General features: G+C 54.5%; 6 protein-coding genes. 1 reads left to right on the top strand and 5 read right to left on the bottom strand.

Annotated elements, in window-relative coordinates; translation table 11 throughout:
- Nucleotides 1-57: 57 nt before the first annotated feature.
- From aspS to M0651_RS22975, 4 genes are all read right to left on the bottom strand, one after another.
- Nucleotides 58-1,836 (bottom strand): aspartate--tRNA ligase, encoded by a 1,779-nt coding sequence (gene aspS, locus M0651_RS22990; protein ID WP_248554001.1) that lies wholly within the window; start codon nt 1,834-1,836, stop codon nt 58-60.
- A gap of 37 nt (nt 1,837-1,873) precedes the next feature.
- Nucleotides 1,874-3,118, bottom strand: a complete 1,245-nt coding sequence (gene hisS / locus M0651_RS22985; RefSeq protein ID WP_248554000.1) for a histidine--tRNA ligase — start codon at nt 3,116-3,118, stop codon at nt 1,874-1,876.
- Between the two features lie 651 nt (nt 3,119-3,769).
- Nucleotides 3,770-4,234 (bottom strand): hypothetical protein, encoded by a 465-nt coding sequence (locus M0651_RS22980; protein WP_248553999.1) that lies wholly within the window; start codon nt 4,232-4,234, stop codon nt 3,770-3,772.
- Between the two features lie 25 nt (nt 4,235-4,259).
- Nucleotides 4,260-4,427, bottom strand: a complete 168-nt coding sequence (locus tag M0651_RS22975) for a hypothetical protein (RefSeq protein ID WP_248553998.1) — start codon at nt 4,425-4,427, stop codon at nt 4,260-4,262.
- A 156-nt stretch (nt 4,428-4,583) separates the two neighbouring features.
- Here M0651_RS22975 and M0651_RS22970 point away from each other — a divergent pair, with 156 nt between their 5' ends.
- Nucleotides 4,584-5,525, top strand: a complete 942-nt coding sequence (locus tag M0651_RS22970; RefSeq protein ID WP_248553997.1) for a GNAT family N-acetyltransferase — start codon at nt 4,584-4,586, stop codon at nt 5,523-5,525.
- A 59-nt stretch (nt 5,526-5,584) separates the two neighbouring features.
- Here the strand turns inward: M0651_RS22970 and dtd are convergent, their stop codons facing one another.
- Nucleotides 5,585-6,037 (bottom strand): D-aminoacyl-tRNA deacylase, encoded by a 453-nt coding sequence (gene dtd / locus M0651_RS22965; RefSeq protein ID WP_248553996.1) that lies wholly within the window; start codon nt 6,035-6,037, stop codon nt 5,585-5,587.
- Nucleotides 6,038-6,041: the final 4 nt, after the last annotated feature.

The raw sequence follows: 6,041 nt of genomic DNA, 5'->3' as shown, positions 1-6,041 counted from the left end.
GGCTCTCCTGCAGGAGAGCCTTTTCCAATTTATAGATCGTTCTTCGATCGACTAATCTTACTTCTTTGCTTCGGCCAACTTGGCAGCCAGCTTAATATGAAGCTGATCAAGCTGCGATCCGTCTACTTCGGAAGGCGCGTTCATCAGCAAATCGGTCGCGCTGGCCGTTTTCGGGAAGGCGATCGTTTCGCGCAGATTGGAACGGCCCGTCAACAGCATTACCAAGCGATCGAAGCCGAAGGCGATTCCGCCGTGTGGTGGCGTGCCGTATTCGAACGCGTCCATCAGGTAGCCAAATTTGTCCTGGGCTTCCTCCTGCGACAAGCCGATCGCTTTGAACATTTTCTCCTGTACATCGCGTTTGTAAATCCGCATCGAGCCGCCACCCACTTCGTAGCCGTTCAACACGAGGTCATAAGCTTGAGCGAGGATTTTGCCCGGGTCCGTGTCAAACAGCGGCAGATCCTCCTCCCGCGGACGGGTGAACGGATGGTGTTCGGCGATATAACGTTTTTGCTCCTCGTCCCAGCCGAGCAGCGGGAAGTCAACCACCCAAGCGAATTTGTACACGCTGTCGTCGATCAAACCGAGGTCGCGTCCGATTTTCAAACGCAGCGCGCCGAGAACGTCAGCGACAACCTTTTTGTTATCGGCGGAGAACAGCAGCAGGTCGCCTTCCTCGGCGCTGGTACGTTCCTTGATCGCTTCGATTTCCTGTTCCGTAAAGAACTTCACGATCGGGCCGCGGAATTCGCCTTCCTTCACTTGAATCCAGGCAAGACCCTTCGCGCCGTAACGGGCCGCATACGGTCCAAGATCGTCGATATCCTTCCGGCTCCATGTGCCGCAGCCTTTAGCGTTAAGGACTTTCACTTCCCCGCCCTTCTCGATGACGGAAGCAAATACCTTAACTCCGCTAGTGGCCACCAGGTCACTCACGTTCACCAGCTCAAGACCGAAACGGAGATCCGGCTTATCCGAGCCGTATTTGTCCATGGCATCGGCATAGCTCAAGCGCTGGAACGGTGTAGGAATTTCGATTCCTTTCGTCTCCTTGAACAGACGTACCACCAGCTTCTCCATCATGTCCAGCAGTTCGTCGCGCGACAGGAACGATGTCTCAATGTCGACTTGAGTAAACTCCGGCTGACGGTCAGCACGCAAATCCTCGTCGCGGAAACAGCGAGCGATTTGGTAATAACGTTCAATCCCGCTGACCATGAGCAGCTGCTTGTAAAGCTGTGGCGATTGCGGAAGAGCAAAGAATTCACCCGGGTGCACGCGGCTCGGTACCAGATAATCGCGCGCGCCTTCCGGTGAGCTCTTGGTCAAAATCGGAGTTTCTACCTCGATAAAACCTTCTCCGTCAAGGAAATCGCGGAACACCTTGGCCGCTTTGGAGCGCAGCCACAACGTTTGCTGCATTTCCGGACGGCGCAGGTCGAGGTAACGGTATTTCAAGCGCAGCGATTCATCAACTTCGACGCCGTCTTCAATGAAGAACGGCGGTGTTTTCGCGGCATTCAACACTTCGATTTCCGTAATTTGTACTTCGATGTCGCCGGTCGGCAGATTCGGATTAACCGTTTCGGCATCCCGTGCCACCACTTTACCGGTGACGGCCAGTACGTATTCGCTGCGCACCCGGTCGGCGATTTGCAATGCTTCACCGGAATAAGCCGGGTTAAAGACGATCTGTACGATGCCGCTGCGGTCACGCAGGTCAATAAACAGGACGCCTCCCAAGTCGCGGCGGGTTTGCACCCAGCCGTTTAATGTGACGGTTTCTCCGATGTTCGCGGTGCCAAGAGCCCCGCATTGATGCGTTCGTTTCATCGTAACTCCCCTTTTCGCTAATATTTATAAGTTAATGTTATTTCAACTCTTGAATCAGATCGCTTAACTTCACCGTGCGCTGCTCGCCGTTCTCCATCGACTTCAGGGCGATTTCTCCTCGCTCCAGCTCATCGTCGCCGAGAATCGCGGTGTAGCGCGCCTGCATCCGATCAGCGGACTTCATTTGCGCCTTCATCTTCCGGCCCAGGTAATCACGTTCGGCGGACAATCCCGCTTGCCGCAGCTTAAACAGCTGGGTCGTGATTTCCTTATCCGCCGCCTCGCCCAGGGCGATGAGATACACATCAAGCGGCTTGACGGCACCGAGTTCGATCTCCTGTTTTTCCAGAATCAGCGCGATCCGTTCAAGTCCCATGCCGAATCCAATACCTGGTTGATCGGGGCCCCCCACCTCGGCCACCAATCCGTTATAACGCCCGCCGCCGCCGATCGTGTCGATCGCGCCGATGCCTTGCGCTTTGTATTCAAAAGCGGTATGGGTGTAGTAATCCAACCCGCGGACGAGGCGAGGATTGATCTCGTATTCGACCTCCATCGCGCTCAGCAACTCTTGTACCTTCGCAAAATGCGCCGTGCACTCCTCATCCAGACTATCCAGGATCGACGGCGCACCGTCGAATTTATCCTGATCTGTCTTACAATCGAGGACGCGGAGCGGATTGCGTTCGATCCGGGCTTGGCAGTCTTTACACAAGCTGTCCTTCATCGGCAGCAGGAATCCGAGCAACTTCTCGCGGTAGGCCGCCCGGCTGGCCGGATTGCCAACGGAGTTGATCTCCACCTTCACGCCCTGAAGTCCTAACTCCCGGCAAAACTGATAACCCAGCGCCACTACCTCAGCGTCGATCGCCGGATCCGTCGCTCCAAACGCCTCAATCCCAAATTGGTGGAACTGGCGCTGGCGGCCCGCTTGCGGTCGCTCATAGCGGAACATCGGCCCGATATAATACAGCTTGCTGACGTCCGGTTCTCCATAGAGCTTGTTCTCCACGTAGGAACGAACGACACCGGCCGTTCCTTCCGGCCGAAGCGTCATGCTGCGCTCCCCTTTATCCAGAAACGTATACATTTCCTTCTCAACGATATCCGTTGTCTCCCCTACGCCGCGTTCGAACAGCGAGGTCTGCTCAAAGATCGGAGTACGAATCTCCCGATAGTTAAAGCGCCGGCACAAATCTCTGGCCTTCTCTTCGATAAATTGCCATTTCTCGACGGTTCCCGGCAGCAAATCCTGCGTACCTGTCGGTTTCTGAAAAGCCATATCGTTCACCCTCCATCTCAGACTCGTAAACCAATATAAAAAATCCCCCGTTCCTGTTTGATTCAAACAGGGACGAGAGATCGGTTCGCAATCACCCGTGGTGCCACCCACATTCCGAATTCGAGTCTGAAGTTGCCCTGTCACGCTGACAACGCGTTAACTTCCAAGCCTCGCATTCGCTTTAAGCGGTTATCGCCCGCCTACGCCGTACGTCTACGATCCATGCGAAGGTTCGCTTCAGGATTTCGCCGCCGGTTCTCGGGGAAGTCTTTCATTTAATCATCACCGGAATCCTTCCAGCCTGCTTCGCCACTCGGGTAACAGATACGATACGTCCGTTAGACCGCCGTCGAAGTCGGGGATTCCTCTCTGTGGATGTGGGGTTAAACTACTTTCTCCCGTCATCGAATACAGTATTTTAACTAACACAAACGGTTATTTTTAGATTGTATGAAACCACCGCACTAAAGTCAAGCCCAGCCCGCGAAAAATGTCCAAACAAAGAAAAAAACCTGTCACCAACGGGGTGCAGGTCCAAAAGGTATTATATTAAAAAGGGGGTCATGCTGTTATTATAAACAAGCAATGTTAAGGGAACATGTATCTAATATTACAGTTATATTACAGAGAACATCAAAAACGGCTACCGGTCTACGCCTCGGCGATGTATGCTCCTTGCTCGCGCAATTTCCGCACGACGGTCTCGTAATCGCTATCCTTCACCCTTACGCTAAGTACGTATTTCCATCCCTGGGGCTCGTCACTTGTGTCGATGAGGGATTCCGATGCCATCGGCCGATCTCCTTCAACAGCTTCGCTGCGCTCTCCGTTTAACGAATCGCCCGCATAACGCTCCCCCATAACCGTGACGGGCAGCACGCTTTGCACGCCGCGCACCGTTCCGGGCACAGGAATGATTCCCGGGTTGTTCGCGCCCGATGCGCTGATTACCCCATTATTGAGAGGTAACAACGGTACCTGGAGTCGGTCGTCCTCTCCCCATTCGTTAGATACATGCCCCGCTTCCACCTCATTAATTTGATAAGCCCGTAAAGTGATACGCGCGCCTTCCACCTGATCCTCCGTATTGAAATAGGCCTGAATATGTTGGGTCATGCCCCATACCTCCTTATGATCAACGTCAGCTTCCCGGTCGAGGCAGCCATTCGGCGGAAGGCTTAGTCTCCTGCATCATCCGTTCAAAACGTTCCGGCTCGGCCAAACGGGCCGACATCCGGGCTTCGCTGCGGTGACCCGCCATAATGAGCGGAATGGACTGCCAGTCTCTCAATTTCGCAGATTGGTGCACGGACAGCAACTCCTTTGGTTGTCATGCTCTTTACCACAAGGTTGTACCAAAAACGGTCCGCTTATCCTAGTGAAGTTTAAAACTTATGATAAAATTAAAGGAAAAGTTTCCATCTTGAGGTATAATGGGTCAAATCCCTCATAAGGAGGTTCCTTTATGAACAAACCAGGCTTTCGCCTCCGACGCCCTACACTGGACGACGCCCAAGCCGTCTGCGATCTGGTGGCCATTTGTGACACCGAAGATCTCGGAGCGCCCGACATCGTCCTGGACGATGTTCTGAATATGTGGTCAAGCTTTGACCTGGACCAAAATGTATGGGTGGCTGAAGACGAGAACACCGATCTGATCGGATACGCCTTCTTAGAAGAGGACAGCGAAGAGAAGCTATTCAGCTATGGCTGTGTACGGCCTTCCGCCCGCGGGAGGGGTGTTGGCGCCGCACTCGTTGCAGAGCTTGAAGCGCGTGCCCTGGCGCTCCGGAACGAATCCGGCAAAGCCAAGCGCCTGCAGGGCATGATCCCGTCATCGTGCAGCGATGCTGCAGCCTTGTTTGAAGGACAAGGGTTTGCTCCCGTCCGCTACTTTAAGCGGATGACCCACCGTTTGGAAGCGGAGCCTGCTGCCGGTGTTTTACCAGAAGGCCTCATCCTCGCCCCCTTTGTCAAGGGACGCGATGAACAAGCCGTCTACGATGCCTACACGGAGGCGTTCTCCGATCATTGGGATTTTGCCGCACCTTCCTTGGAGAAGTTTCAGGAGAGAACGCAGCTGCCGACGTTCGAGGAGCGATGGTGGATGATCGCTTGGGATTCCGAGAAGGATACCATCGCTGGGTTTACGTTATGCCGCTTGAGTGAAGACTTGCTGTACATTGAACATTTGGGCGTCCGCCGCCCCTACCGTGGTCGCGGTTTGGCACTAGCCCTGCTGCAGAATGTATTCGCTTCTTCCTATCAGGCGGGGCAATTCAACGTCGCCCTTGGCGTTGACGCCGCCAATCCGACGGGAGCCTACCGCCTTTACGAGAAAGCCGGAATGAAACCGGAAAACGAGATCAGCATTTATGAGAAAATCTTCCCGATTGCGACCTCCTAACAAAAAGCGGGCCAGACGCACGGAATCTTCGCGTCTTAGCCCGCTTTTGCCTATTCGTATTAACTCTCGCCACCAGGGCTGTCCACAATCAGGGTCACCGGCCCCCAGTTCGTCAGCTCGACATCCATCTCCGCGCCAAACACGCCGGTCTCGACCGTCAGCCCTTTCGCCCGAAGCAGCTCATTAAACCGCTCGTACAGTGGCTCCGCCGTTTCCGGCCTAGCCGCTGCCATAAAGTTCGGACGTCTGCCCTTGCGGCAATCCCCGTACAGGGTGAATTGGGAGACAGATAAAATTTCCCCGACGATCTCCGTCACCGCGAGATTCATTTTGCCCGCTTCGTCTTCGAAAATCCGCAAGCCAGCAATTTTCTCCGCTAAATAAGCGGCGTCTTGTTCGGTGTCTTCATGCGTCACACCGACTAGCAGCATCAACCCCGGGCCGATCGCCCCTACCATTTCTCCCGCTACGTTCACCTGCGCCTCGCGGCAGCGCTGCACGACTACTCTCATCGAT

The organism is Paenibacillus mellifer, from assembly GCF_023195895.1.
GTDB classification, from domain to species: Bacteria; Bacillota; Bacilli; order Paenibacillales; family Paenibacillaceae; genus Fontibacillus; species Fontibacillus mellifer.
The sequence above is the reverse complement of the archived record's forward strand: the minus strand, read 5'-3'. Positions and strand labels throughout refer to the sequence as shown.